The sequence below is a fragment of the Shewanella litorisediminis genome (assembly GCF_016834455.1).
Lineage (GTDB): Bacteria > Pseudomonadota > Gammaproteobacteria > Enterobacterales > Shewanellaceae > Shewanella > Shewanella litorisediminis.
Genome location: NZ_CP069213.1, coordinates 4,075,208 through 4,098,022, shown reverse-complemented (window position 1 = coordinate 4,098,022; position 22,815 = coordinate 4,075,208). Strand labels below are relative to the sequence as shown.

At 56.7% G+C, this 22,815-nt stretch carries 26 protein-coding genes and 1 riboswitch; of the genes, 5 read left to right on the top strand and 21 right to left on the bottom strand.

The window, feature by feature from the left end; all coding sequences use genetic code 11:
- The first annotated feature begins 21 nt into the window (after positions 1 to 21).
- Entirely contained in the window at positions 22 to 408 is a 387-nt protein-coding gene (locus JQC75_RS18220) for a VOC family protein (RefSeq protein ID WP_203325423.1), read from the top strand.
- A 65-nt stretch (positions 409 to 473) separates the two neighbouring features.
- Here JQC75_RS18220 and JQC75_RS18215 read toward each other — a convergent pair whose 3' ends face one another.
- The 4 genes from JQC75_RS18215 to JQC75_RS18200 all read right to left on the bottom strand — a co-directional run bounded on the left by JQC75_RS18215 (position 474) and on the right by JQC75_RS18200 (position 4,967).
- Positions 474 to 1,367, bottom strand: a complete 894-nt coding sequence (locus JQC75_RS18215; protein WP_203325422.1) for a pirin family protein — start codon at positions 1,365 to 1,367, stop codon at positions 474 to 476.
- Positions 1,368 to 1,464: 97 nt separating this feature from the next.
- Complete coding sequence (locus JQC75_RS18210; protein WP_203325421.1) at positions 1,465 to 3,771, bottom strand: penicillin acylase family protein; 2,307 nt, start codon at positions 3,769 to 3,771, stop codon at positions 1,465 to 1,467.
- Between the two features lie 36 nt (positions 3,772 to 3,807).
- The gene (locus JQC75_RS18205; RefSeq protein ID WP_203325420.1) at positions 3,808 to 4,662 is read right to left on the bottom strand and encodes a LysR family transcriptional regulator; all 855 of its coding nucleotides are present in this window, start codon (positions 4,660 to 4,662) and stop codon (positions 3,808 to 3,810) included.
- A 137-nt stretch (positions 4,663 to 4,799) separates the two neighbouring features.
- Positions 4,800 to 4,967 (bottom strand): YqaE/Pmp3 family membrane protein, encoded by a 168-nt coding sequence (locus JQC75_RS18200; RefSeq protein WP_203325419.1) that lies wholly within the window; start codon positions 4,965 to 4,967, stop codon positions 4,800 to 4,802.
- Between the two features lie 143 nt (positions 4,968 to 5,110).
- Here JQC75_RS18200 and JQC75_RS18195 point away from each other — a divergent pair, with 143 nt between their 5' ends.
- Entirely contained in the window at positions 5,111 to 6,292 is a 1,182-nt protein-coding gene (locus JQC75_RS18195; RefSeq protein ID WP_203325418.1) for a GGDEF domain-containing protein, read from the top strand.
- Here JQC75_RS18195 and JQC75_RS18190 read toward each other — a convergent pair.
- The 13 genes from JQC75_RS18190 to moaA all read right to left on the bottom strand — a co-directional run bounded on the left by JQC75_RS18190 (position 6,266) and on the right by moaA (position 15,288).
- Complete coding sequence (locus JQC75_RS18190; protein ID WP_203325417.1) at positions 6,266 to 6,940, bottom strand: TIGR01621 family pseudouridine synthase; 675 nt, start codon at positions 6,938 to 6,940, stop codon at positions 6,266 to 6,268. The genes JQC75_RS18195 and JQC75_RS18190 overlap by 27 nt on opposite strands.
- 3 nt (positions 6,941 to 6,943) lie before the next feature.
- Positions 6,944 to 8,203 carry a sensor histidine kinase gene (locus tag JQC75_RS18185; RefSeq protein WP_203325416.1) on the bottom strand — a complete coding sequence of 420 codons (1,260 nt, stop codon included), beginning with the start codon at positions 8,201 to 8,203 and terminating at the stop codon, positions 6,944 to 6,946.
- Positions 8,204 to 8,252: 49 nt separating this feature from the next.
- Positions 8,253 to 8,930, bottom strand: coding sequence for a response regulator transcription factor (locus JQC75_RS18180; protein WP_203325415.1), 678 nt, complete (start codon positions 8,928 to 8,930; stop codon positions 8,253 to 8,255).
- Positions 8,931 to 8,949: 19 nt separating this feature from the next.
- Positions 8,950 to 9,474 (bottom strand): PepSY domain-containing protein, encoded by a 525-nt coding sequence (locus tag JQC75_RS18175; RefSeq protein ID WP_203325414.1) that lies wholly within the window; start codon positions 9,472 to 9,474, stop codon positions 8,950 to 8,952.
- A gap of 40 nt (positions 9,475 to 9,514) precedes the next feature.
- Positions 9,515 to 9,877: a YgiW/YdeI family stress tolerance OB fold protein gene (locus JQC75_RS18170; RefSeq protein ID WP_203325413.1), complete on the bottom strand. Its 363-nt coding sequence runs from the start codon at positions 9,875 to 9,877 to the stop codon at positions 9,515 to 9,517.
- Positions 9,878 to 9,946: 69 nt separating this feature from the next.
- On the bottom strand, positions 9,947 to 11,059 hold the full coding sequence (locus JQC75_RS18165) for an ABC transporter ATP-binding protein (protein WP_203325412.1): 1,113 nt from the start codon (positions 11,057 to 11,059) through the stop codon (positions 9,947 to 9,949).
- The gene (gene modB / locus JQC75_RS18160; RefSeq protein WP_203325411.1) at positions 11,043 to 11,720 is read right to left on the bottom strand and encodes a molybdate ABC transporter permease subunit; all 678 of its coding nucleotides are present in this window, start codon (positions 11,718 to 11,720) and stop codon (positions 11,043 to 11,045) included. Before modB ends, JQC75_RS18165 begins: the two co-directional genes overlap by 17 nt.
- The gene (modA, locus tag JQC75_RS18155; RefSeq protein WP_203325410.1) at positions 11,720 to 12,508 is read right to left on the bottom strand and encodes a molybdate ABC transporter substrate-binding protein; all 789 of its coding nucleotides are present in this window, start codon (positions 12,506 to 12,508) and stop codon (positions 11,720 to 11,722) included. The genes modB and modA overlap by 1 nt, the downstream gene beginning before the upstream one ends.
- A gap of 21 nt (positions 12,509 to 12,529) precedes the next feature.
- Positions 12,530 to 12,988 (bottom strand): molybdopterin synthase catalytic subunit MoaE, encoded by a 459-nt coding sequence (gene moaE / locus JQC75_RS18150; RefSeq protein WP_203325409.1) that lies wholly within the window; start codon positions 12,986 to 12,988, stop codon positions 12,530 to 12,532.
- Between the two features lies 1 nt (position 12,989).
- Positions 12,990 to 13,241 carry a molybdopterin synthase sulfur carrier subunit gene (gene moaD, locus JQC75_RS18145; RefSeq protein WP_203325408.1) on the bottom strand — a complete coding sequence of 84 codons (252 nt, stop codon included), beginning with the start codon at positions 13,239 to 13,241 and terminating at the stop codon, positions 12,990 to 12,992.
- Between the two features lie 5 nt (positions 13,242 to 13,246).
- The gene (gene moaC, locus JQC75_RS18140; RefSeq protein ID WP_203327269.1) at positions 13,247 to 13,723 is read right to left on the bottom strand and encodes a cyclic pyranopterin monophosphate synthase MoaC; all 477 of its coding nucleotides are present in this window, start codon (positions 13,721 to 13,723) and stop codon (positions 13,247 to 13,249) included.
- The gene (gene moaB / locus JQC75_RS18135; protein ID WP_203325407.1) at positions 13,717 to 14,253 is read right to left on the bottom strand and encodes a molybdenum cofactor biosynthesis protein B; all 537 of its coding nucleotides are present in this window, start codon (positions 14,251 to 14,253) and stop codon (positions 13,717 to 13,719) included. The genes moaC and moaB overlap by 7 nt, the downstream gene beginning before the upstream one ends.
- Before the next feature lie 54 nt (positions 14,254 to 14,307).
- Positions 14,308 to 15,288 carry a GTP 3',8-cyclase MoaA gene (gene moaA / locus JQC75_RS18130; protein WP_203325406.1) on the bottom strand — a complete coding sequence of 327 codons (981 nt, stop codon included), beginning with the start codon at positions 15,286 to 15,288 and terminating at the stop codon, positions 14,308 to 14,310.
- Positions 15,276 to 15,410, bottom strand: a riboswitch (molybdenum cofactor riboswitch). (Overlaps the previous gene by 13 nt.)
- 235 nt (positions 15,411 to 15,645) lie before the next feature.
- Between moaA and JQC75_RS18125 the strand changes: the two genes are divergently transcribed.
- From JQC75_RS18125 to JQC75_RS18115, 3 genes are all read left to right on the top strand, one after another.
- A complete protein-coding gene (locus JQC75_RS18125; protein ID WP_203325405.1) occupies positions 15,646 to 17,298 on the top strand; it encodes an electron transfer flavoprotein-ubiquinone oxidoreductase in 1,653 nt (550 codons plus the stop codon).
- Between the two features lie 271 nt (positions 17,299 to 17,569).
- On the top strand, positions 17,570 to 19,480 hold the full coding sequence (locus JQC75_RS18120; protein WP_203325404.1) for a methyl-accepting chemotaxis protein: 1,911 nt from the start codon (positions 17,570 to 17,572) through the stop codon (positions 19,478 to 19,480).
- Between the two features lie 132 nt (positions 19,481 to 19,612).
- Positions 19,613 to 19,990: a hypothetical protein gene (locus tag JQC75_RS18115; RefSeq protein ID WP_203325403.1), complete on the top strand. Its 378-nt coding sequence runs from the start codon at positions 19,613 to 19,615 to the stop codon at positions 19,988 to 19,990.
- 118 nt (positions 19,991 to 20,108) lie between these two features.
- On the opposite strand, the gene JQC75_RS18110 is transcribed toward JQC75_RS18115, so the two are convergent.
- From JQC75_RS18110 to JQC75_RS19015, 4 genes are all read right to left on the bottom strand, one after another.
- Complete coding sequence (locus JQC75_RS18110) at positions 20,109 to 20,804, bottom strand: MOSC domain-containing protein (RefSeq protein ID WP_203325402.1); 696 nt, start codon at positions 20,802 to 20,804, stop codon at positions 20,109 to 20,111.
- Between the two features lie 36 nt (positions 20,805 to 20,840).
- On the bottom strand, positions 20,841 to 21,398 hold the full coding sequence (locus JQC75_RS18105; protein ID WP_203325401.1) for a GNAT family N-acetyltransferase: 558 nt from the start codon (positions 21,396 to 21,398) through the stop codon (positions 20,841 to 20,843).
- Positions 21,399 to 21,588: 190 nt separating this feature from the next.
- Positions 21,589 to 22,467, bottom strand: a complete 879-nt coding sequence (locus tag JQC75_RS18100) for a PfkB family carbohydrate kinase (RefSeq protein WP_203325400.1) — start codon at positions 22,465 to 22,467, stop codon at positions 21,589 to 21,591.
- A 66-nt stretch (positions 22,468 to 22,533) separates the two neighbouring features.
- Entirely contained in the window at positions 22,534 to 22,665 is a 132-nt protein-coding gene (locus JQC75_RS19015) for a hypothetical protein (protein WP_275403199.1), read from the bottom strand.
- Positions 22,666 to 22,815: the final 150 nt, after the last annotated feature.

Genomic DNA, 22,815 nt, shown 5'->3' with positions numbered 1-22,815 from the left:
AGCAAGGAACCCCGGAGATGATTGATCACCTCAGTACCTACGCCACCGACTATAACCCGCGATTTTTATGTTGCCGCCTTTGCACCCCTGGCTTTTCCACTGCTGTTTGAGGAAGTGACCAGCTGGGATGCCCAGTGGCCGACCCGACGCATGTGTGCCTTTGGTCCTGAGGGCAAACCCATTTTCTGGGTCATTGAAACCCGTGAAGCGGCTTCACCGCGGCACACCGCCTTTGTGGCGCCAAACCGCGATGCGGTGGCCGATTTTTACCATGCAGGCCTGGCTGCAGGCGGCCAAGACAATGGCGCTCCCGGCTTAAGGCCCATTTACCATGAACATTATTTTGGTGCGTTTCTGCTGGACCCCGATGGCAACAACGTCGAGGCGGTATGCCATACACCGGAATAAGCCATGACTTAGTGTAAAAAGACCGCCATCCGGCGGTCTTTTCATATCTCGCAGCCAAAGGTTGGTCACCAGGGGATTGGGGGCGGTTCCAGGCGTTTGCCCTGATATCCGGTGACAGGGCCGAAGCGGGGATCCTGTGCCAGCCACTGTGCCTGGGCCTTGGCGATTTCAGCCTTGCTATGGCCGACGAAGTTCCACCAGATGGTAATGTCATCGGTGAGGGGCTCGCCACCGATAAGCAGCACCCGGCATCCCGCCTGCAAGCGGATGGTCACTGCTGTCTCGCCCCGGCTCAAAAAGGCCAGCTGGTTGTCGCTGAAGCTTTCACCCGCCAACTGGAAGCAGCCCTCCAGCGGCATCATTCCGTGCTCGAATGTCGGCTCGAGGGGCAATGTCAGGGTCACAGGTGCCCCAGTGTCGGCACTGTGGAAAATCTCCAGCCCCAATATGGGCGAGAAGTGCAGCACCGGCGAGTGATGGTTGGCCCAGTCGCCCACCAGGAGGGTAAAGTTTGCCCCGGCATCCTGCCAGCGTGGCAGGGTGGGATAATGATCGAATCTGGGTTCTGTGTCCTTGTGAGCGGCAGGCAGGGCTATCCATAGCTGGGCGGCGTGCATGTGGGTCTGATTTGGCAAGGACTCTTCGGTGTGGGCGATGCCGTGGCCTGCGGTCATCAGATTAACCTGACCCGGCCGTATCACCTGAGCACTGCCCAGGCTGTCGCGATGCAGTATTTCTCCCGCCATCATCCAGGTGAAGGTTTGCAGCGCCGTGTGCGGGTGTTCTCCCACATTCACGGTAACTGGCCCTGAGATGGGGCCAAGGTGGTCCAAAAAACACCAGGGGCCTATCAGGCGCCTGACCTTTTGGGGTATGGCTCTGGCCACCGGAATACCGCCGACATCGCTGTGTCTGGGGTGCAGACGCTCCGGGACTGGCTGGTTTGCTCGAGTTTCCATGGCTATTACCCTGTTGAATGTCTTCTACTCAGACTCGAACATTTCCACGGTTTTGGCAAATTCCAGCCAGTTGTCAGATTGGGTTGCAGGCTCAGTTTTACTGCGGCGATAAACGCAGGCTGTGCAGCGTCTCTCCCGGCAGCAAGGGGGTTGGCCTGTGGTTGGCATAGTCGTCAAAGCCGCTGCGGTAATAGGGCGATAACGGATGGCCTGACTGGCCGCCCGGCACCATCAGGATGCCATTGGACTCGCGCCCCGGCTGCACTATCAGACGCTGGGAGGCGCCAAAGCCCGGGCTTTGTACCGCAGGTTCGAAGTGGCCGCCAAAGCCCGGTACCAGAGGCATGTCCAACAGCGGTGCCAGCAGCGGAATTTGTTTGCTGAAAGGATGCTGGATTTTCAGCGCGTTAACCTTGCCCCAGTTCAGCTCGGCCAGCTTGCCGGAGGTCGAGTGGGTTGCCAGCAGCTCGGCGCGATTGGCGCGGTAAATCTCAAGCAGGTAGCTGTTCCAGTCGGCCATTTGTTCCGGTAACCAGGACTCTGGCCGTTGGCGCAGCAGCTGCCAAACAGGCACTTCCAGATTACCTTTAATTTTACTCAGGCTGAGGCCTTCTTCAGCAAGGCGGGTTTGCAGTGGTGCAAAGAGGCGGTCCATCACCCGAGTGCGAAAGCGGCTTACCAGGGTGTAGCCCACGGATTCACTGCAGGCACAGGCGCCCCAGTCAGCCAGTGCTTTGAGATCGTCAGCAAACTCATCCGGTTGCTGCTTCAGCGTTTCGGTCAATAGCTTATGCCAGCGGCTGAGGAACAGTGCCCTGTTGTCCAGCTGCATGGCGAGAAAATCCTTTTCTTCGAAGCTGTCTTTGGCCTGCAGATTGTCGCGAATTTGCGCCGCGCGGCTGGCAATAGCGTAACCGCCGTCGCCGAAGCGTTGGGTGTCTGATACCGACAGCACTCGGCTGTTGGCGCTCCAGAGTCGCTGATTGTTGGGGTTACTGACGATGGGGACATCTTGAGCCGGTGTTGCCCAGCCCCCGGCTTGCCAGCTGTTGGCCGCCTGTGCCGTCTGAGTCGGGTTATCCCGCGCCGATATGGCGCCTGTCAGGCGCCAGGCCGCATTGCCGGCCTCATCCACTATCAGCATGTTCTGCACCGGGATGCCGGTATGTCGGGTGAGTTCCAGCCCCTCATCCACGCCGGTGGCGGTTTCCAGATGCATCAGATTAAGGTTAATGGCAAAGTCGCCGTGGGCCACCCAGGACAGGGCATAGTCTTTGTCGCCGAGGCGTTTTACCGGCCCGAAGCGGGACAGTGTGAGCGCCATGTCTTTGCCTGTGCCTGTGCTGTCGAGGCGCTCTGTGACGGTTTCGGTGGCTTCATCTGCCGCCAGTTCAATCCAGTCTGCGGTGTCGATATAGCCGTTGGTAAAGCCCCAGGCGATATGGCTATTGGTGCCGACCACAATGACCGGAGCGCCGGGCAGGCTGACCCCTGTAACCTGAATCTCGCGCTCCCCCATGTCACCGCCTGGATGGGGGTAGTTGAGCTGGGCTCTGTACCAAATGATGGGAACGGCGAGGCCAAGGTGCATATCGTCGGACAGCATGGCGTGGCCGCTCCTGGTTAACTGCCCCGTGACTGCCCAGTTGTTGCTGCCCTTGACGAAGGCATCGAGCTCGCTGCCTATGGTGCTGAGCTCCGCTCTGTCGAGCGCTGCGGCGGACAAGGTGGGTGCTACCATGGCCTGGGTCGGCAGGGTGCTGCCGTCCAATGCGGCCTGAATGGGGTCGTTCTGGCTGACAAAGGCGAGCATCTCGTCGCCATAAAGCTGCTTGATAAGCTCCAGCACCAGCTCGCGCTCAACGGTGTTTCCCTGTAAATCCAGATACATGGAGAAGATGGTCAGCAGGCTGTCTTCGGGCTGCCAGGGCTTGATTTTGCCGCCGCTCAGCAGATATTCAAAACCTGGCAGCGTTTGCTGCGACAGTGCCTGATTCACCCCCGTGCTGTAGGCCTCAAGCACGGCTCTGTCTTCTGCAGGCAGGTGCGACAGCAGTGCCTGGGCGCGCTTTCGGAATTGGTGAAAGCGGTGGCGTTCATCCAGTTTAAGCGCCGCATCACCAAAGAGTTCCGCCAGTTCGCCGGCGGAGTTGCGCCGCAGTAAATCCATTTGGAAAAATCGGTCCTGTCCATGGGCAAAGCCCAGCGCAAAAGCGGCATCGCGCCGACTTTGCGCGCGTATGATGGCGGTACCCAGGCTATCCCGCTCAATGTTGACGACTTGCTCTAGACCTGTGGCCACAGTGGTGCCACTCAGCGCTGGCAGACTGGCGCGCAAGGCGAGATACAGGCTGGCGCACAAGAGTAAAACCAACAGCAGTGACCATTTGATGGCTTTCAACATGATGGGGCTCTTCCCTGATTGTGATTTGTACAGTCGTTATTGGGCGGCTTCTGTGCCGGTTTGTTCATCCAGCCAGCCAATGAACTGCTGGATCTGGCGCTTGTTGCGGGTCTCCTGCGGTAACCTGATGCTATACCCAAGGCCCGGGAGCGTCTTTTCCGGCAGGCACGGTTTCAACCAGCCTTTTTCCACCAGAGATGCCACCAACAATGAGCTGGTCAGTGCCAGTCCCTGTCCGGCAAGGCAGGCCTGTACCAGCTGGTCTTCGCGATCAAACTCAACAAGCTGGGCCTCTTTGAACTTGCCGTAATCTCGCTGCCAAGTCTCCCAGTTGATTTGCGTGACATCTGAATGACGTCGCACGTGCATGAGTGTTTGCTGGGCATGCTTGCGTGACAAATAAGCCGGGCTGGCGTAAATGCCAAAGTGCTCGCTCAGGGTGGCGTCCTCGGCCTTATCCGCCTGGATGATGGCCACGTGTCCACCCTGGATATCGGGCGTATCCGACTGGCTGACAGATACCCTCACCTCAGGATACCGGCGCTGAAAGTAGGGTAAACGCTGCGCCAGCCAAAGGGCGGCAAAACCATGGGGTGCACTGATATGTATTTCGGTATCGTCACCCACTCCCAGACTGGTCAGGGTTTGGTCTATTTGGCGCAGTACCTGACGACTGGTATCAAACAGGGTTTGCCCCGCAGCTGTCAGTTCCACCGCCCGGGTATGGCGAATAAACAGCTGAATATCCAACTGCGATTCAAGATTACGGATTTGATGTGATACCGCGGTTGGTGTGAGCTCAAGCTCCTTGGCCGCGAGTTTAAAGCTCAGATGACGGGCCGCTGCTTCAAAAACCCGCAGACCATTGAGGGAAGGTAGATGGGCAAACATGATTTATAGATGAATATAAAGACGCCATGGGTTGGATAATGCTCAATAATTCGGTGAAAGTCTATAAATTGGTTTAGATAAATTCATCTATAAAAAAGCCCCTTTACGGGGCTTTTAACGGCGTGTTTGCGCCAGAATCAGCTTTTGGTCACTACCCACAGGGCATGCAGCAGGCCGGGTAACCAGAAAAACAGGCACAAAATAATATTGATCAGCAGATGCTTTCCCGCACCTTCTTTTAAGAATACCGCAACAGGCGGCAGCAAAATGGCGATGATCACCAGCAGTAGCTTATTGGTATCCATGAGATCTCCTTGCTTGGACTACTTGGCTAACTTCGCAACTGAGCTGGAAAATGGCAAGACTTGTCCGACAAAAAACTGACATTCACCGCTGGTGAGGGCTATAGTAAAGCCACTAAAAAAAGAATAAATACAATCGGGGTTTGATGGACATCCAAGCTGAGATCCTCATTGAGGTCATAGTGCTGCTGACGGCCGCCTGCGCTGCAGCCTGGGCACTGCTGGCGGGCCCGCTGCGCATAGCACCAAGGGCATGTCGCCAGTATGCGGTTGCCAATGGTTTGTTGATGTTAGGGCTTATCCTCAACACCTTACGCACCGAGGAGCCGAGTTACCTTACCTGGTTCGGCGCCGATTTAAGCCTGATTGCCGGCATCATCATGATGCGCTTTGGTACTGTATTACTGTTTCGCTTGCCCATGAACTACAAGCCTGAGCTGTTGCTGCTGGCTGTGGTGATCTTCTCTATGCTGATGGTACCGCCTTCGGTGGCATCCGAGCGTTATCTCGGCATCGTCTTTTCGCTGGCGGCGGCCGTGCTTTTTGTTCGCCTGGGGATATCGACTTACAGGGGGCTCTTGCCCGGTGTCGGCCGCAACATCACATTGATGCTGGTCATGCCTCTGATACTTGCTGCAGTGCTGTTTTTAGTGCGACTGGGGCTTATTCTGACCCAGGATCATGCAGAAGCCCGCTTTATTTCCATCCATACTGCCGAAGCCGTTCCCATGCTGTGGTTTTATTTGGTGCTCAGTGTGAGCATTAATGTGGTCGCCATGGGGAATGCCCTTACAAGACTGGTACAAAAAATTCGGGTGCTGGCGGACAGGGACATGCTCACCGGCCTGTGGAATCGCCGCAGCGCTGAACTGAGGCTCAGGGAGCTTTATCAGCGCTGGCAGAAGGGGCGCGAGTCTTTTTCCCTGGTGCTGCTGGATTTGGACCACTTCAAAAAGATCAACGATAAGCTCGGGCACCAGGCTGGGGATGCGGCGCTTCGGCAAGCGGCGCTGATTTTGGGCAATAGTCTCAGAGAAACCGATATGTTATGCCGTTTTGGCGGCGAAGAGTTTTTGGTTATCTTGCCCGGCGCGGGCATTAAGCAGGCACACCATGTGGCGGAAAAGCTGAGAGAAAACCTTGCGGCGACCGCGCTGCGCTGGGACGATGACGAGGTCGCGCTGAGCGCCAGTTTCGGCTGCGCCGCGATAGCAGATGGGCTCAGTGTTTCGCAGCTGATTTCGTCTGCCGATCACGCCATGTACCAGGCCAAGGCCGGTGGCCGCAACTGTGTGGTGGACTCAACGGCCGGGCCAGTCCAGGGATGATGGGGCTCGCCAGTCGTTTTCAAGCAGTTGTGATAAGGCTTCTGAAGTGAATTCCTCACCCACCGAAGGTTTGGTTTCGAAGCGATACTCCTGGCCTCGAAATTGAAACTCCAGCTGCCAGGCGTGCAAATAGCCCCTGTCTGAAGGGGCGCCGCCATAGAGGGCGTCGCCGAGTATGGGTGTGCCAAGGCTCGCCAGAGCGACCCTGAGCTGATGGGTTTTCCCGGTGAGCGGCCTGAGCAGATAGGCCCTTAACCCCTCGGCCACAGAGGCGGAAACAAATTGAGTCACGGCCGGGTTTTCCATGGTGCGCAGCAATTTGTATTGGCTGCGGCGTGACTTGGCCATATCGCCTGCAATCTTGCCTTGCTTCTTCTTTGGCTTGCCTCTGGCCAGCGCCAGATAGTATTTCTGCACCCCATGTTGGCTGAACAGCTCGGTAAATTCTGCGGCTGCAGCGCTGGACTTGGCCAGTATGATGAGGCCCGATGTGAGGGTATCGAGCCTGTGCACTGAGTAGAGCTTTATCCCCAAATCCGATTCGGCCTGCGCCACCACGCCGGCGCTGCCATCCTGGCTGTGAAAGTGCACGCCGGGTGCCTTGTCGATAAGGAGGAAATCTGCCTCGTCGGCGATGATGCGATACATTGCTTATTGAAACTCGATGACGGCTCTCAGACCCGGTTGGTTGTCTTCGAGGCGTATGTGGGCCTGATGGCGCGATAATATCGCCTTCACCATCGACAGGCCAAGCCCTGTGCCCTGATGATGGCGGCTGGGGTCGAGCCGCACCAGGCGCTCGAACACCCGCTCGCGGCTTTCAGGTGGGATCCCCGGACCATTATCGGCAATGACCACTTCGCGGCCATTTTGGCCGATACGAATGGCGGCACCGTCACCGGCGTACTTGATGGCGTTGTCCACCAGATTAAACAGCGCCTGAAACAACAAGTGTTTATCCCCCTGCAGCGTGCATTCACGGCCGAGTTCCAAACTGAGAGTTTGGCCGCGCTCTTCAGCCAGCAATTCGGCCATCTCCACCAAATCGGTGCAGAGTTCCGACAGGCTGACCTGTTGCAAATTCAGCTGTTGCTGGCCCTCTTCGATACGGGTCAGTGACAGCATGGCATCGAAAGTAGCGAGGCAAAAATCCAATTCTTCTATCAACTGCTCGGCTTTTTCACCGCGTTCTTCCCGGGGCTTATCCCTTAGCTGTTCAAGACCGATGCGCAGATGCGACAGTGGCGTGCGCAGGTCGTGGGCGATGTTGTCGGTCACGCCGCGCACCGCCTGCAGGTTAGCTTCGAGGGTGTCCAGCACCCGGTTAAACTGGCGCGCCAGCATATCGAACTCATCCTGACGCCAGCTCACCGGCAGCCGGGTATCGTAATGGCCGCGCTCGATGCGCTGTGCCAGCCGGTTGTATTGCACCAAACGGCGCAGAATGGCTTTGGAAAACAGATATCCCAGGGCCATGGTCAGCACTATGGTCAGGGTCATGGTGGTGACTGCGGCCCGCAGGAATTTTTTGATCAGGGTTGCCAACTGGTCGGTGCGGGTGGCAATCAACACAGGCCCGTAGCGGGTTATCACCAAGCCGCCGGTGAGTATGTGCAGCTTGTCGGGGCCGCCGGTCAGAATAGGGAACTCGACGGTTTCCGGCAGCAGCGGAATATCTTCCGGCATCAGGCTCAGGGAACCCACGATGTCGAAGCTGTTGCGCCAGGCCACCAACACCGATTTGGGATCGGCGGCCCGGATCTGGGCGGCAAAGCTGCGCCTGTCCACCGATTGTGCCAGCTGAATATAGCGCTGCTTTTCGGTTTCCAGATGCTGCTCTATCTGGTACTGCTGCTCGATGATTAATTGGCGGTAGAGGGTGAACAGCAGCGCGCCGGTGATCAGGGTCACCAGCGCGGTAAAGATAAGGGTGATGCCCCAAATGGAGCTCTGGTGAGGCTTAATGCCTTTGGCGAAGACGATAACCCGCTCCCCGGACTGTTTCTATCAGCTCACCGTAGCCCAGCTCTTCAAACTTGCGTCTGAGTTTGGCGATATGTACGTCAATCACATTGGTGCGCGGATCGAAGTGATAATCCCACACGGCTTCGAACAGCAGGGTACGGCTGATGACCTGGTTTGGGTGTTCCATCAGGTACTTGAGCAGTTGAAATTCCTTGGGTTGCAGCAACAGCTCGTGGCCGTCGAGGGTTACGTTGCGGGTGAGCAGCTCCATTTCCAGCGGGCCTGCCTGCAGGTGCGTCTGCACAGGTGCGGATTGTCCCCGGGACACCAGAATTTCGGCGCGAACCAGAAGCTCTGAAAAAGCGAAAGGCTTGGTCATGTAATCGTCGCCGCCGCTGCGAAGGCCCTTTACCCGCTCGTCCACGTTGGACAGTGCCGAGAGGATTAGCACCGGGGTTTGATTGGCGTTGGCGCGCAGTGCCGCCAGCAATGCCAGACCATCGAGGCCGGGTAACATGCGGTCAAGAATGATCAGGTCATACTGGTTGCTGGTGGCCAGCAACAGCCCCTGATGACCATCGGCGGCCGCTTCTATATTGTGACCCTGCTCGGAAAAACCTTTGACTATGTATTCTGAAGTGGTGTTGTCGTCTTCAACCAAAAGGATTTTCACTGTGGCTCCTTAGTGTGGCTCAGCGTTCCCATTGCAGCATTGGCAGGGGCTTGAGCTTTTGGATATCAAAGGCGTGTTTGCGCTTGCCGTTTTCATCCATCATTTTGAATTCCAGGTAGCTGATCCCCAGATCGTGCTCCAACTGGGCGCCCATTAGCTTGCCCTCATGCTGCTCACTGGCCATGCGCACCAGTTCGGAAAAGCGCAGTTGCTTGCGTTCGAGCAGTTTGACGGCTTCAAGCTCGTCGTGGTCGTCGGCTTCCAGCTTGCTGTTGCGTTGTAGAACCAGTGTGCCATCGGCGGCGCTAAAGGTCAGCTCTGTGAGGGTATTTTCGTCGGCATTGATCACGTCAAACTCGTATCTGAGTTCCCCGTCCTGCACATCCAGCTCGAAATCGGCGATATAGCCGGGATGATCTGCCTCCACCCTTTCCATCATGGCAACAGGGTTAACCCTGTCACCTGTGCTGAGCAAGTTGAACAAACTGGTGTTGGCCGAGGCGCCGGCTGTCACCATCATTGCTCCAAGCAACCAATATCTCATTGATGCCTCCGTAAAAAACCAGTGTCGGTATCCTAAAAGACTATCCCTGCGATGTCACCACGCGGATGCTGTCTATCTCCACTTCCGGGCCGCGCCAGCCGTTGTCGATTTTGCCCCTGAGCTCTACCTGAGTCTGGTCGCTCAGGGTCAGGGTACGCAGCAACACAGGGTCGATTTCCACCTTGATTTCGCCGCTGGCATCCCGCAGTACAAAGTGCTCCCTGTCCAGGCGTTTAACCAGTTGACCATTCAGTATCGCCCGGGCGCCATCGGCGGCCTTGAGTGCTTCATGGGTGTTATTTACCTGGCGGGCAGCCTGTTCGCTATTGGCCGCATGGGTGAGGGCAGTGGCCGTGGCCGTAATCAGCCCCAGCGCCAGAACCAATGGCATTATGATACGCATGGGCACTCCTCATTTCAGACTATGGCAGCAGTCTAACGGCTTGGGACTGAAATGAGGGTGGCCTCAAGATTAAGCTTTGATCATCTCCAGGATGTGCACCTGATCGGACTTGAGCGCCACCTCGGTGGCCGCGCCCTGCGTAAGCGCCAGTTTTTGGGCCAGATGAAGTGGAATTTCGACGTTGAGTCTTTCTCCCGAGTCTTCGACGCTGGCTTCGATCCGCACCGATTCTCCCAGGGTTAACAGGCTGTCGATATGGATAGGCAGGATGTTGAAGCTGCGACACAAGCGGCCGTTGGCAATGGAGTTGAAGCGTATTCCCTGATTGGGGATAACCCAGCGCACCTTGTCGCCAATATTTACGCGGGGCAGGCTGTCGGAGGCAATCAGGCGTTCACCGAACTTCAGCCAGGTCACCCCTTTGGCGCCGTCCTGGGCGACAACATGGGCGTCGAAGATGTTTCTCAGCCCCATCTGCCGGGCGACGGCTTCGTTGCGTGGACGGGAAAAAACGTCCTGTGGGGTGCCGTGTTGCAGCATGTGTCCCTGACTAATCAGCAGCATACTATCCGCGAGCAGTAAGGCTTCATTCAGGTCGTGGGTGACCATGATCACCGGTATCCTGAGTTCGGCCTTGAGCCGGGCCAGTTCCAGATACAGGCGTTCCCGGGTTTCACGGTCGACGGCCGAGAAGGGTTCGTCCAGCAGCAACACTTTGGGTTCCCGTGCCAGCGCTCTTGCCAGCGCGACCCGCTGCTTTTGACCGCCGGAAAGCTGGGAAGGCAAGCGATCGGTCAAACCATGGAGGTTAACCTTTTCCAGCACGGCCAGGGCCCTGGGCCTGCGTTCGTGGCTGGGCAGATGATCCAGGGCTGCAATGATGTTGCCAAGGGCACTGAGTTTGGGAAACAGGCCAAAATGCTGGGGCACAAAACCAATATGGCGGCTCTGGGGTGAGCAGTGGATACCCTCATCACTGTCAAACCAGATGCGCTCGCCACAGCGAATAGTCCCGCTTTCGGGTTTCGCGAGCCCTGCAATCATTCGAAGCAGTGTGGTCTTGCCGCCACCCGATGGCCCCACCACCGCTAGAAACTCACCGGCACGGCAGCGAAAATCGGCTTCAATCCTTATTCCCCTGGTTTGCCGTATCTGGACCTGAAGCTCAGTGCTGCCGCTCATGCTGGCCTCCCATACGACGTGAAAGGCTGGTGGTGAGCGCCAGGGCACTGATGGCAAAAAGCAGCAGAATAAGCGACATCACGCCGGCCGAGTCGAAATCAAACGCCTGCACGCTGTCGTAAATGGCGATGGAGATGGTTTTGGTTTCACCGCTGATATTGCCGCCCATCATCAGCACGACGCCAAATTCGCCCAGCACATGGGAGAAGGTGAGCACCAGAGCCGTGACCAAGCCGGGCCAGATCATCGGCAGTTCAATGCGGGTAAGGATTTTACCTGTGCTCATACCGCAGCAGGCCGCGGCGTCGCGCACATCCATGGGAATGGCTTCGAAGGCCCTTTGTATTGGCTGCAATGCAAAGGGAATATTGACCAATATCGAGGCCACGACCAGCCCGGAAAAATGGAACACCAGTTCAATGCCAAAGCTGTCCCTGAGCCATTGGCCGAGCCAACTCTCACTGCCAAAGCTGACCAGCAGATAGTAGCCCACCACCGTGGGAGGCAAGACAAGAGGCACCATGATGAGGGCCTCAACCAGGCTCTTTCCGCGAAATTGATGATAGGCAAGGGCACGCCCGGCAAACACACACAGGGGCAGGAGTATCAGCACTGTCACCAGCGCGAGTTTGCCTGAGAGCCACAGCGACTGCCAATCCATCAGGGTGCTCCGTGGGCCTTGGTCGGCAGGGAAAAACCATAGTCTGCGAAGACTTTGCGTGCGGCATCTCCCTGTAAATAATCATAAAACGCCTTGGCTGCTGAGGAAGCTTTTGGCGTTAGCACCATGCGCTGTGCCAGCGGCTGATGCTGGTCTTCAGGGATGGCAAGGTAATTGGCCTTGGCACGAAACTGGGGCGCTACCGCCAGCGACAGAGCCACTATGCCGCCCTGGGCCGAGCCGGAAATCGCAAATTGCGCCGCCTGTGAGACGTTCTCACCCAACACCAGCTTGTCTTTGATGGCGTCCCACAGACCAGCCTGTTGCAGCAGGGCTCTGGCGCGCTCGCCATAGGGGGCTAAATCCGGATTGGCCAGCGCAAAGCGCTTGAGCTCGCCGGTTTTCAGCAGTTGCCGCAAACCTTCAAACTCATTGTCCAGCATCAGCGGTGAGGATTTGGCTGCCACCAAAGCCAGCTGGCCATAAGCGTAAATAACGCCATTGTTTTGTACCACACCGGCCTCTTGCAGGCGGTTTACATACTGCTCGTCGGCGGACAGAAACAGCTCAAAGGGCGCGCCATGGCGGATTTGTGAGGCAAAGTTGCCCGATGAGCCGTAGCTCACCCTCAGCTTGTGACCCGAGCTTTGCTCAAACTGGCGGGCTATGTCTTCCATGGCAAATTTAATGTTGGCCGCCGCGGCTACTGTGACGGTATCGGCGCGGGCAAACCCGAGGGCGCCAGTCCCCAGCAGTATCAGCAGCACAACAAGACGCACTAACATCATCCTTGGTCCTTTGCGGGTTGTTTATTGCTCCCAGGCCTTGGCGGCCTGATCGTCTGCATCACGGGCCTCGACCCAGCCCTGGCCCTTGTCACTGGTTTCCAGTTTCCAGAAGGGGGCTTTGGTCTTTAGGAAGTCGATAAGGAACTCACAGGCGGCGAAGGCCGCCTTGCGATGGGCACTGCTGACACCAATAAACACGATTTGCTCGCCCAGGTGCATGGTGCCGACCCTGTGGATGATGGTGAGGTGATTCAGCGGCCAGCGTTCACGGGCCTGGTCGGCGATTTGTTCCAGCACCTTTTCGGTCATGCCGGGGTAGTGTTCCAGGGTCAGGTCGCTCACCTGATTGCCTTCGTTGAAGTCGCGTACCTTGCCAACAAAGGTCACCACGGCGCCATCCTGATTGTCGGCGGCAATGCGTTGGTATTCTTCGGGCACGCTGAAATCGGCGGTTTGCACCAGAATGCGGTCTTGGCTCATATCAACCTCCGGTGACTGGCGGGAAAAAGGCCACTTCGTCGCCATCCTTGATGGGCGTGTGCCAGTGGCACAGGGTTTGGTTCACCGCCACCAGCAGCTTGTCAGAGGCCAACACCCTGGCCCATTTGTCGTTGCGACTTGCCAGGGTTTGGCGCAGTGCATCGGCGGTTGCCGTGCCTTCACCGGCATCGAGTGTCAGAGAGGATTCACCCAAGAGCTCACGTACCTGAGCAAAAAAAAGCACATTTATCATATGAGTTACACCTTGAAGTGGCCGGATTTTCCGCCACGTTTTTCCAAAAGACGTACCTGAGAGATCACCATGTCCTTCTGGACCGCCTTGCACATGTCGTAAATGGTCAGCGCGGCCACCGAGGCGGCGGTCAGGGCTTCCATTTCCACCCCGGTTTTTCCGGAAAGCTTGCACAAACTGGTTATTCTGACCCGGCTCTGTTCCGGCTCCGGCTCCAGCTCCACTTCCACCTTGGTCAGGGCAAGCGGGTGGCAGAGGGGGATAAGATCGGAAGTTTTCTTGGCCGCCATGATGCCGGCGATACGGGCGGTGGCGAATACGTCACCCTTGTGATGTTTGCCTTCAAGGATCATCGCCAGCGTGGCCGGCGCCATCTCTATGTAGGCTTCGGCGCGGGCTTCACGCTCGGTGACGGTTTTATCCGTCACGTCCACCATGTGGGCAGTGCCCTTGTCACTCAAATGGGTAAAAGCACTCATGATGAAGGCATCTCCTTGGCGGATTTCAGATGGGCAACAAAATTACAGGGGCGATGGCGGGCATCCAGTTGCTCGCTGAGAATGCCGCGCCAGGCGGTGCGACAGGCACCGGTGGAGCCGGGCAGGCAAAAAATGGCGGTACCATTGGCGACGCCGCCAAGGGCGCGTGATTGCACCGTGGATGTGCCGAGCTCCTGGAAACTCAGGTAACGGAACAGCTCACCGAAACCTTCAATGGCCTTGTCAAACAGTGGCATCACGGCATCCGGTGTATTGTCGCGGCCCGAAAAGCCGGTACCGCCGGTGCTGATAACCACCTGAACCTCGGGGTCGGCTATCCAGGCGGAGATTTGGGCGCGGATAAGGTATTTGTCATCCTTGATAATGCGACGGGCAACGAGCCTGTGCCCCGCTTCGGTCAGGGCATCAGCCAGGAAGGCACCGGAGGTGTCGTTGGACTCATCCCGGGTATCTGACAGTGTCAGCACGGCAATATTCAGGGGGTTGAATTCGGTTTCGCGGCAGTGTCCCATGGTGTCTCCTTCGGCACTGGGTGAACTGAAAAATGTCAGGGTCAGCGGCTGAGCTCAGCCGCCAATGGACGCAAGATGTTGGGTTACGCCGGTAATGCCCTGATGCAGGAAATGGGTCTCTTTCTTGAGCCTGAGCTGGTCTTCGAGCCTTGCCAGCAGCGCGGGTTGCTGCTCAGGACTTTGCAGCAGATCCCTCAGATCCAGTCCCTGCTCTGTGAAGAGGCACAGATGCAGCTTGCCCTTGGCCGATACCCGCAGCCGGTTACAGGTGGCGCAGAAGTTCTTTTCGTAGGGCATGATGAGCCCGATGCGGCCCTGATAATCGCTGTGACTGAAGTTTTGTGCAGGGCCGTCTTCGGCGCCGCGTTCGTCCAACTGCCAGCCATTGGCAAGCAGATGTTGTTGAATCTGGCTGCCGGGCAGGTGATGAGCCTGGAAATAGTCACGGCCAAGACCGGTTTCCATCAGTTCGATAAAACGCAGGTCGATGGGTGTGTTTTTGATCCAATGGAGGAAGCGGGGTAAATCTTTGTCGTTGAGGCCTTTAAGCAGCACGGCGTTGATCTTTACCCGCTCGAAGCCGGCGTTCAGGGCGGCATCTATGCCCCGCATTACGGTATCGAATTTGTTTTCGCCGGTGATCTGATAAAACATTCTGGGATCCAGACTGTCCACCGACACATTGATCCGGCGTAATCCCGCATCAAACCATTCTTTGGCGTGTTGCTCCAAACGGTAACCGTTGGTGGTGGTTGCCAGGGTGGTGATGGCCTTGTTGTCGGCTATGACCCGGATGATGTCGGTAAAGTCTTTGCGCAGGGTTGGCTCACCGCCGGTGATGCGCACCTTGCGGGTTCCGGCCTTGGAAAAGGCCGCGATCAGATTGTCTATTTCACTCAGAGTGAGGAAACTCGGCCTACCATCTGGGTGGTAGCCGTCGGGCAGACAATAGCTGCATTTGAAGTTGCAAACGTCGGTAACCGACATCCGCAAATAGTGAAACTTACGACCAAAGCTGTCTTGAAGTTGAGACATGATCACCTTTCCAAGTATCGGGAGGTGAAGCCATTTCTGCACCCCACCCCGGTGGCACCGCGCCACGGCTCAAACACCATATCCAATGACTTAGGTGCAGGAGCTCGGAGAACCGTCATTGAGGGATTATAGGCCTAAAGCATGACCGAACCATACCTCTAAACGTGTATTTATTGGTCTGGATCGTGCTGCCGTGAACAAATTGTGACGCCGCTCACTCGGAATATTGTGGTGGTTTGCACTGCCCCAACCAGCTATCTACTGTGCCTGCGAGCGGATTTCGGGTAAGGTGGTTGAGTTACAGAATATAAAACACCCGTTTACATCGGGGGCACAAGTACAGGAATGAGGTGAAAGATGGAACGCGAATTCATGGAGTTCGATGTTGTTATCGTGGGTGCAGGTCCTGCCGGATTGGCAACAGCCTGCCGCTTAATGCAGATTAGCCGTGATGCAGAAAAGGAATTGACCGTTTGCGTGGTCGAAAAAGGCTCAGAGGTTGGTGCGCATATTTTATCGGGTGCCGTGTTTGAGCCCAACGTGCTTGACGAGCTGTTTCCTGACTGGCGCGAAACGGGCGCACCGCTTAACACCGCCGTGACCCATGATGAAATCCATCTGCTCAAGTCCCCCCATGACGGCAAACTGATGCCCAACGCCATAGTGCCCAAAACCATGCACAATGAAGGCAACTACATCATCAGTGTGGGCAACCTGGTGCGCTGGCTGGGCGGTCGCGCCGAAGAGTTGGGCGTAGAAATCTTCCCGGGCTTTGCCGCCAGCGAACTCCTGTTCAATGACGATGGCAGCGTTAAAGGCATCCTTATCGGTGATATGGGTATTGGCGCCAATGGCGAGCCCAAAGACAGCTTTATGCCCGGTATGGAGCTGCACGCCAAATACACCGTCTTCGCGGAAGGCTGTCGTGGCCATCTGGGTAAGCAACTGATTGAAAAGTTTCATCTGGACAACGGCAAGACCCCGCAACACTACGGTTTAGGCTTCAAAGAACTGTGGAAAGTACCCGAAGGCAAGCACACGCCGGGTCTGGTAGTGCATACCGGTGGCTGGCCATTGACCGAGTCCAAGTCATCCGGTGGCGGCTTCCTCTATCATATGGAAGACAACCAGGTGGTGGTTGGCCTCATCATCGACCTGAATTACCAAAATCCGCACCTGAGCCCCTTCGATGAGTTCCAGCGTTACAAGACCCATCCTGTGATTGCCCAGTATCTGGAAGGCGGCGAGCGTATTTCTTACGGCGCCCGTGCCATTACCAAGGGTGGTCTGAACTCTCTGCCCAAGATGAGTTTCCCCGGTGGCCTTTTGATTGGCTGTGACGCCGGCACCCTGAACTTTGCCAAGATTAAAGGCACCCATACTGCCATGAAGAGTGGCATAGTCGCGGCGGAAACCCTGGCGGAAGCCCTGTTTGTTGGGGTTGAAGGGGGTAAGGATCTGGATTGCTTCCAGGAGCGCTTTGAGCACAGCTGGCTCGGTGACGAGCTGCACCGCTCCCGTAACTTTGGTCCGGCCATGCACAAGTTCGGTACCTTCCTGGGCGGCGCCTTCAACTTTATCGACCAGAACCTCTTTGGCGGTAAGTTGCCCATTACCCTGCGTGACGACAAAGTGGATCACGCGCAAATGGGGCTGGCGAGCGATTATCCCAAAATCGACTACCCCAAGGCAGATGGCAAATTGAGCTTCGACAAGCTCTCTTCCGTTTACCTGTCCAACACCTTCCATGAAGAAGATCAGCCCTGTCATCTGCGCCTCAAGGATGCCGCTATTCCGCTGGCGGTTAACCTGCCCAAGTTTGACGAGCCGGCGCAGCGTTACTGTCCGGCTGGCGTATATGAAGTGGTCGAAGAAGCGGGTGAAAAGAAGTTTGTCATCAACGGCCAAAACTGCATCCACTGCAAGACCTGTGATATCAAGGATCCCAGCCAGAACATTACCTGGGTGACTCCCGAGGGCTCCGGCGGCCCCAACTATCCCAATATGTAAGTAAGCAACTCATTGGCCGGAGAAGAAATTCTCCGGCTTTTTTACATCAGGCAATTGCGGGGTGCCCAATATTTCGCCATAATTCGCCGCCTAAAAATCATAAGTACATCTTTTCTTCAGTGCCCACTGTTTGCCCCTTTGTCACAGCAATGCGCGGCGTTATTACTTTTTATGCTTTATTTCTGATCCAAGCGGAAAAAACGCTTATTAGGGTCAATACTGCATAGTGAGTATTTATCCCTATTTCCTCATCTTCAGGAAGAGTAAGGCAATGAACTTAAACATGCTTACCATCAAACAAAAGATTTTGCTCACAGTCTCACTGGCGGTCATCCTTTCCACCGTCGCGGTTGGGGTGTTGGGACAGCGCAGCGCCAGGGATGTGGTGGAGCAGCGTATGCTGGGCTCAGAAATGCCGGCCAAAATGCTGAGCATTCGTAACGAGCTCGAAAAAGACATGGTAAGCCTGCTCAACGCTGCCAAGCAGCTGGCCGACAGCCGCATGTTGGGTAAATGGCTGGAGCAGGGCCGTCCTGAGGAAGATGAGTCCAGAGTGGTGGCCCAGTTGCAGGATGTTGCCAGTCAATACCAGCTGGCGCAGGCCTCCTATGCCGACCGGGAAACCGGCGCCTACTATACCCAAAGTGGCTTTTTGCGGGTGTTAACCCCTGAGCAGGACGGTTGGTTTTTCGACTACCGCAGCAGCGGTGTGCAGCAAAGCCTGAATGTGTTTACCGAAGCCAACGGTGAAGTGAAGCTGTTTATCAACTATCAGCAGCTCAATGGCCGCGGCCTTGCCGGGCTGGCCAAGTCATTGGATGCCATGGTGCAGCGGCTCAAGTCTTTTAAGCTGGAAGAGTCCGGCTTTGTCTATCTGGTCGATGCCAAGGGCGAAGTGCAGCTGCACTCAGATCCCGGCAAAATCCGTAAGGCCACCCTCAACTCTTTGTATGGTAAAAGCGGCAGCTTGTTGTCCAAGGCCGATTTCAACTACATGGAAGTGGAAGTGGACGGCCAGCCCATGATGGTGGCCAGCAGCTATTTGCCCTCCATCGATTGGTATTTGGTGGCTCAGGTGCCGGAGGCCGAAGTGTTTGCCCTGCTGGATGAAGCCGCGTTGAAAATTCTATTTTCTACCCTGTTAATTGCACTGGCCTTTGTCGTGTTGTCGGGCTTCGTGGCCTCCAGTGTCAGTAAGCCCATCGCTGCCGTTGCCCGTATGTTCCGCGACATAGGCGAAGGCGAGGGGGACTTGCGCCAGCGTTTGCCTGTGCAGGGTGAAGATGAACTGGCGCAGCTTGCCAGCGGCTTTAACAGCTTCATCAGTAAAATACAGGACTCTGTGGTTGAAGTGGCCCAAACCAGCGAGCAGCTCGGAAAGTCGGCCATCGATGTGTCTCGTCAGGCACAGCAGACACTGGAAGACAGTCAGGATCAGAAAGATCGCACCATGCAGGTGGTGACCGCCATCAACGAGATGGGCGCCACAGTCAATGAAATTGCCGCCAATGCGGCCCAGGCAGCCGAAGCCGCCAAGGATGCGGACCGCGCCTCGGGTTCGGGTCAGCAAGTGGTGACCAAGGCCCGGGATACCATCAATCAGCTCTCCAAAGATGTGTCTCAGGTGGGTGAGGTGATTGAATCTCTGGCCACCCACACCAAGTCCATTGGCAGTATTCTGGATGTGATCCGCGCCATTTCAGAGCAAACCAACCTGCTGGCGCTCAACGCCGCCATTGAGGCCGCCCGGGCCGGGGAAGCCGGTCGTGGTTTTGCCGTGGTGGCCGACGAAGTGCGCAACCTGGCATCCCGCACGGCAGCCTCTACCGATGAGGTGCAGGTGATGATAGACAAGTTGCAATCCGAATCGGCCAGGGCCGTCAATGCCATGTCCCAGAGCCGCAGCCGCTCCCAGGAAGGGGTGTCGGCGGTGGATGAAGCCAGCAATACCCTGAGCGGCATTTCGGATCAGATTGGGCTTATCAGCGACATGAATATTCAGGTGGCCGCCGCGACAGAAGAGCAATCGACCGTGGTAGAGGATATCAACCGCAATGTGACCGAAATTAACGATATCACCCAGCGCACCGCGGCAACGGCACAGGCTGCGGCCCGTGCGAGCAAAGACCTCAACGCCCTTGCTACTCGCCTCGATCAGCTTGTGGCTCGCTTTAAGGTGTAATCAAGTCGCCTTGAGCACCGGCGTCGCAGCGCCGGATACAAGCGCTTGCGACCCGGGCCAGAGTGGCGTAACCTGCCCGGGTCTAATGCAATCATCGGCGCCCTGTCGCGGCGCTAAATCAGAGGAAATACCATGTCAGTGATCGCCGTCCCGGAGCTGGAAAGACCACAAGTTAAATCCCACCACAAGGCTCGTCACCTGAAGAAGCTGGCGCTGGGCCCCTGGGCTGAAACCTGTATCGAATTTCGCTTTCAGGCCGATGAAGACAAGTTCGAAGCGCTGGATGAAGCCCTTGCCAATCAGGAAATCGAAAATGGTTGGGATTTGCTGATTGCCTATTACAACGATCGCTACCATGTGTCTGTGAGCTTCTTCTCCGGTCAGGGCAGTGTGGCCGACGTGGCCAACACGGTAGCCGAGAGCATCCGCAGTGTGTTTGGCGATCTGCCGCTGACCATTTACGCCGGCGATGCCAACTATGGCGACTGGGACACCACTTACGTGGATTAATATCGCGCTAACGCGATAAAGAAGCCCGGCATTGCCGGGCTTTTTGTTTTGGGTAACCGCGTGCTTCAAAATTATCGAGGGCTCTGCGCCGAGTGTGCCGCTCAGCCGCTCAATGACGTCAGGCTGGACTTCCCGGGCCCATCAAGCGTGGGCGCCAGTCTTCAATCTTGCCACTGGCAAGGCGTTTTTCCAGGCTGTTTCGCCAGCTTTGAGCGAGGCCCGGGCAAGCCAGCAATCGCCGATAGTTCGTTTCAGTAAACTCGGCGGCAAAATACCAACACATGGCGTTTGCCACACTGATGTCGGACAGGCGTTCCTTAAGCTTTAGCGTGTCGGTTTCTGTGATTTCGCCGGGCTCCAGCACACGGTAAAACCAGCCGCTTTTACCCAGCGTTTGCATCACCAGCGCAAAGCCTGGGTAGGCAAAGCGTAAATCCAGCTTAAAACAGGGAGAGCGGGGCTGAGACACCTGCAGCACAGTGCTGCCAAAGCTCAGTATGTCGCCGATGTGCAGTGTTTCTTCCGTCAGGCCAACGGTGCTGACGTTCTCGCCCATGGCAGGGGCATCCACAAAACCCCTGAACATATCCCTTCGGCGATACTCACCGTAATGTTCCCGGGGAAAATGATGCACGGCGCGGTCAGGACCGCCATGGTGGCGGGTATCCACCTGGGCATCGCCCACAATACCTTCTGACGTAACCTGCAGTATTGCTTCACGGCGTTTGTGTGCAATACCACTGGATATCTGGCCGAGTTGGCTACTGTCTGCGCCGCGATAGAGGGCAGATTTGCTGATGAATGTGCCGGACAATGAGGCGTTCCCCTGTGCTGTGGACCTAATCCCTGTTCAGGGCGTCAGAGTAACAGTGGTGCGCCACAGCGCCAAGTCATCCACAAGGGCGCCTTGAGTCAGATTGGCGGCAAAGCCCAGCCAGGGTGGGGCATCCAGGGTGGGATCCGACGTAAAGCCGAGCCGGCCGAGCAGGGTGATACTGGCGCCGTTACCCGCCATGGCGCGGGCAATCAGCTCAGTCAGGGCATACTTGTCAGTGGCCAGTATCATGGCGGCTCTGGCTGCCTCGGTTGCCAACCCCCGGCCCCAATACCTGCGCATTAACCTGAAGCCCAGGTCGACACTGGCATCCCCATGCTGTTTCAAACCGCAAAAGCCGATGAACTCGCCTGAATGAAGTTGTATCGCCCAGCGGCCAAAGCCGTGGTCACGGTAATGTTGATAGCCCAGGATAAAATCCCGGGCCGCCTCGGGGCTCTCAAAGGGCAGATCCCCCGTGTATTTGAGTACCTCAGCATCCCGGTTCAAGGCGTAAAAATTCGTCGCATCATCGGCTGTGAAGCGGCGTAATCCCAATCTAGGGGTCAGGGCAAGGCAGGATGCAGAGGGCATGGGCTCCAGAGTGCCGGCGGCGGGATTGAGTATGGATATTGGGGAATCCTAAAACACCTGTGCGGCATAGGCCAATCTTTGCGCAAAAAAAAGCCCCGTTCGGGGGACGGGGCGACATAACGAGCAAACAACTGACAAATGGGAAGTTCAGGAGCGCAAACCCAAAATCATGCATCTCACGGGGCTTATATTAGGGCGCCTTGGTTGCAGTTGTATGACATTCTGATTCTTTTTCCGCCAGATGATCTTTGAGTGCTTCACCCGGGGTAGAGCTTTCACTTTCCACCGCAATCGCCGCCCAAATGGCGGCCTCTTCCATGGCTTGTTGCAGGTTGAACCCGGATACCAGGCCATGGATCAGTCCCGCCGCATACACATCACCAGCCCCTGTGGTATCCACCACGTTAGCGGGTCTGGCAGCCACATGCAGCAAACCGGTTTCGCTGTAGGCCGTGGCTCCTTTGGCGCCATCGGTCACGATGAAATGTTGCAGGCTGTCACCGGCGATGCCTTTGGCATATTGCCACAGGTCACCGGAAGCCCTGCCGGCGAGATCCGATGCCGAAGTAATGAGGATATGGCAGGGTCGCTGGCGCTCGTCCTTGGCCAGTTGCCCAACCACCAGGCAGTGCTCCAGCGCCGTTTTGGCCCAGCTGACGGCCCCTTCTGCGGACGAGTTGATATAGAGTACGTCCCAGCGCTGCCACCGAGGCGGAGCCGGCAGCTCAAAAATGGGTCTCTGGGGGCGAATGATGGTGCGATCGCCGTTTGGCGTCATCATCAACAACATCTCACAGGTATTGCCGGGGCGGCGCGAAATGAGGTGGCAATCGATACCGGCGGTGCTGGTTTCGGCGAGCAGCCAGTCGCCTACCTTGTCTCTGCCTACCTGACTGACCAGGGCTACCCTGTGTCCGGCCCATACCAGCCCGAGGCCGGTGTTGGCGCCGCCGCCCCCCAGGCGCTGGCCACCATCGTGATAATGAAAGCGCCCGCCGCTGGTCAGGGGCTTATCCAGCAGCAAGATGCGGTCACAGTTGAGGTTGGCTACCAGTAAAACATTGGCCATGGCGAGGTTCCGGAAACTGTCATGGACTGATGGTAACCGCCCTTGGCGGGGCTGCAAAGCGGGTCGTCAATCGCCGTTGCGTTTTTTGGCGATTTCTCTGAGGTCGCTCTCTGTTTCCATTAAGGTATCAATCAACTCGGGAGCGAAGTGGCTGCCCCATTCTTTAAGGATGAGTCCAGGGGCCGCGTGCTGCTGCATGGTGACCAATTTCAGCTCATCCAGCCTGCTTGTCTTTAGCTGAATAGGTTAGGTGTCGCTTGCCGATGTCGTGCTGCAGGGCCGCCTTAACCAGAATACCCCTGTCATCATCCTCAGCATGGCTTGATCACGTGATTGCAAAATCGGATC

Coding starts and splice junctions, on each gene's coding strand:
- JQC75_RS18190 (WP_203325417.1), bottom strand. CDS start 6,940: ATGTATCGCATCATCGCCGACGAGGCAGATTTCCTCCTTATCGACAAG.
- JQC75_RS18210 (WP_203325421.1), bottom strand. CDS start 3,771: ATGTTGAAAGCCATCAAATGGTCACTGCTGTTGGTTTTACTCTTGTGC.
- JQC75_RS18115 (WP_203325403.1), top strand. CDS start 19,613: ATGTCAGTGATCGCCGTCCCGGAGCTGGAAAGACCACAAGTTAAATCC.
- JQC75_RS19015 (WP_275403199.1), bottom strand. CDS start 22,665: ATGCAGCAGCACGCGGCCCCTGGACTCATCCTTAAAGAATGGGGCAGC.
- JQC75_RS18215 (WP_203325422.1), bottom strand. CDS start 1,367: ATGGAAACTCGAGCAAACCAGCCAGTCCCGGAGCGTCTGCACCCCAGA.
- JQC75_RS18170 (WP_203325413.1), bottom strand. CDS start 9,877: ATGCGTATCATAATGCCATTGGTTCTGGCGCTGGGGCTGATTACGGCC.
- JQC75_RS18125 (WP_203325405.1), top strand. CDS start 15,646: ATGGAACGCGAATTCATGGAGTTCGATGTTGTTATCGTGGGTGCAGGT.
- moaB (WP_203325407.1), bottom strand. CDS start 14,253: ATGGGACACTGCCGCGAAACCGAATTCAACCCCCTGAATATTGCCGTG.
- JQC75_RS18205 (WP_203325420.1), bottom strand. CDS start 4,662: ATGTTTGCCCATCTACCTTCCCTCAATGGTCTGCGGGTTTTTGAAGCA.
- JQC75_RS18105 (WP_203325401.1), bottom strand. CDS start 21,398: ATGCCCTCTGCATCCTGCCTTGCCCTGACCCCTAGATTGGGATTACGC.
- JQC75_RS18165 (WP_203325412.1), bottom strand. CDS start 11,059: ATGAGCGGCAGCACTGAGCTTCAGGTCCAGATACGGCAAACCAGGGGA.
- JQC75_RS18100 (WP_203325400.1), bottom strand. CDS start 22,467: ATGGCCAATGTTTTACTGGTAGCCAACCTCAACTGTGACCGCATCTTG.
- JQC75_RS18200 (WP_203325419.1), bottom strand. CDS start 4,967: ATGGATACCAATAAGCTACTGCTGGTGATCATCGCCATTTTGCTGCCG.
- moaA (WP_203325406.1), bottom strand. CDS start 15,288: ATGTCTCAACTTCAAGACAGCTTTGGTCGTAAGTTTCACTATTTGCGG.
- modA (WP_203325410.1), bottom strand. CDS start 12,508: ATGATGTTAGTGCGTCTTGTTGTGCTGCTGATACTGCTGGGGACTGGC.
- moaE (WP_203325409.1), bottom strand. CDS start 12,988: ATGAGCCAAGACCGCATTCTGGTGCAAACCGCCGATTTCAGCGTGCCC.
- JQC75_RS18175 (WP_203325414.1), bottom strand. CDS start 9,474: ATGAGATATTGGTTGCTTGGAGCAATGATGGTGACAGCCGGCGCCTCG.
- JQC75_RS18120 (WP_203325404.1), top strand. CDS start 17,570: ATGAACTTAAACATGCTTACCATCAAACAAAAGATTTTGCTCACAGTC.
- JQC75_RS18195 (WP_203325418.1), top strand. CDS start 5,111: ATGGACATCCAAGCTGAGATCCTCATTGAGGTCATAGTGCTGCTGACG.
- modB (WP_203325411.1), bottom strand. CDS start 11,720: ATGGATTGGCAGTCGCTGTGGCTCTCAGGCAAACTCGCGCTGGTGACA.
- moaD (WP_203325408.1), bottom strand. CDS start 13,241: ATGATAAATGTGCTTTTTTTTGCTCAGGTACGTGAGCTCTTGGGTGAA.